The organism is Cohnella laeviribosi DSM 21336, assembly GCF_000378425.1.
Lineage (GTDB): Bacteria > Bacillota > Bacilli > Paenibacillales > Paenibacillaceae > Cohnella > Cohnella laeviribosi.
On record NZ_KB899896.1, the window covers coordinates 1 to 1,737 of the forward strand.

At 47.6% G+C, this 1,737-nt stretch carries 2 protein-coding genes and 1 pseudogene; 2 read left to right on the forward strand and 1 reads right to left on the reverse strand.

What is annotated here, in order from left to right; genetic code table 11:
• Positions 1 to 545: 545 nt before the first annotated feature.
• Positions 546 to 755 (forward strand): DUF6199 family natural product biosynthesis protein, encoded by a 210-nt coding sequence (locus tag F560_RS26700; RefSeq protein ID WP_019007864.1) that lies wholly within the window; start codon positions 546 to 548, stop codon positions 753 to 755.
• A 59-nt stretch (positions 756 to 814) separates the two neighbouring features.
• Here F560_RS26700 and F560_RS26705 read toward each other — a convergent pair.
• Positions 815 to 1,449 (reverse strand): annotated as a pseudogene (locus tag F560_RS26705) (transposase); the annotation flags it as partial.
• A 75-nt stretch (positions 1,450 to 1,524) separates the two neighbouring features.
• Here F560_RS26705 and F560_RS24380 point away from each other — a divergent pair.
• A partial coding sequence (locus tag F560_RS24380; RefSeq protein ID WP_019007867.1) for a helix-turn-helix domain-containing protein occupies positions 1,525 to 1,737 on the forward strand: 213 nt, incomplete at its 3' end.

Below are 1,737 nucleotides of genomic sequence, written 5' to 3' on the forward strand. Positions count from 1 at the left end.
CTTCTAAAGGTGAGTCGCGTCACTTTAGTAGAAATCATACCGTGGCTTCCCTTGTCAAGAAGCTCGGTGCCATTTTACACCACTACTAGGGACTATAACGCTCTCGATGCCATCTTTTGCTTATGTTCATTGTTGATCCTACAGATGATAACCGAATAAAAGCCATGATAGTCAGAAGCTTTCCCCAGATGTTGACCATCCAAATTATTGTCCTCATGGACGAACGCTATTGACCAGCCAGGGTTCACAATCAAGTATGGAAGATATCCGATTATGCGGGCCGGATGGTGATTAATGTGACGGGCTATATATTTTGGTAATAAAAGGAATTGTAATACTATCATTGAAGCATACTGTGGGAGGTACAAATAAAAAGAGGGTCTTTAGACAATTAAGGAGTGGCATAACTTTTTCAAGACAGCAAGGTGAACCCCTTACGGCTTTTGGTAGAACGCTGCGAACTTCCCGAATGGACTTAAACGACAACACTCGTCAGGTGGTAGTAGAGTACATGATTAAAAAACATAGATTGGAGGAAAGTTAAAATGTTGAAATATATTTTGGGGAGTTTATGTTTAATAATTTTTGGAATATTTATTATTCGTAAACCAATTATTGTTTGGAAAATCAGAGATGCTTGGGAGACTCAAGATGGTACTGAACCATCGGATTTATATATAATAGTAGTGCGGATCGTCGGAGGGTTATTTGTTTTCGTTGGGCTAGTAGTTTTTATAACACAATTGTTTTCCTAATTGCTAACAACCTAGATATTTATTTTCATTAAATAGGGCTTGCTGAACGGGTCACATTTTTACGGTAGCAGGAGCAAGCGGACCGCGAGTCTCGACAACAGCCATTGCAAAACAGGCAAAAAGAGAACCCGGAGTCTCTTTTCGAGGTTCATCACCAGCAGTTGCAGCCCGATTACGGTCTCGCTCGTCGTCTGAAGGTGCGCTCGAATACGGCCAAGCCCGTAGCTGCGCTTGCCCTCGTCGAACTTGCCTTCCACCGCATTGCGCGCGGCTGCATCCGCTTTGGCGATTTTCTTCTGCTCCTGCTGATCGGCGGATGACGGACGCCCCAATGCGGTCCGCTCAGTCGAATTCCCTTCTCCTTGCAGAAGCGCAAGTTGTCCCGCGTGCGGTAAATCTGATCGGCCAGCACCGCTTTGGGATAATAGCCGAACCTGGCGCGGTAGCGTTCCGCTGCGGCCTGCAGCGTCTGACCTTCGTTGAAGCTGTCCCAGGACAGTTGCTCCCGGAATGCGTAGCCGTTCACCACGCTGATCGCCAGCTTCGCCCCGAACTCGACGTTCGCGCGGGCTTTACCGCGCACGATCGGCCTCACGTGCGGCTGCGCGATACTGACTATCCGATCCGGTACGCTGTACGTACGTTTGTCGTACATCGCTTGCTGCTGGCGAACCAATTCCTGAATGACCAGAAGTATAATGCTCCCATAGGTTGAGACACGGGAGAGGTGATAAATAAGTTATAATGAGGCTATGGAAAAACGGAACCGATGTTCCTCAAATTCAAGACAAAGGTTGTGCTGGAGGTCCTCCGTGAGGAGCATACCGTAAACGAGATCGCTGCTAAGTATGAACTGAGCCCGGTGATGGTTAGCCGGTGGAAGGCTAAGTTCCTTGAGCGTGCTTCAATGGTGTTCGAAAAGAAAACCAGCGAAGCCGACAAACTGAGAAAGGAGTATGAGAGCAAGCAGGAGCATCTAGAG

Coding starts and splice junctions, on each gene's coding strand:
- F560_RS26700 (WP_019007864.1), top strand. CDS start 546: ATGTTGAAATATATTTTGGGGAGTTTATGTTTAATAATTTTTGGAATA.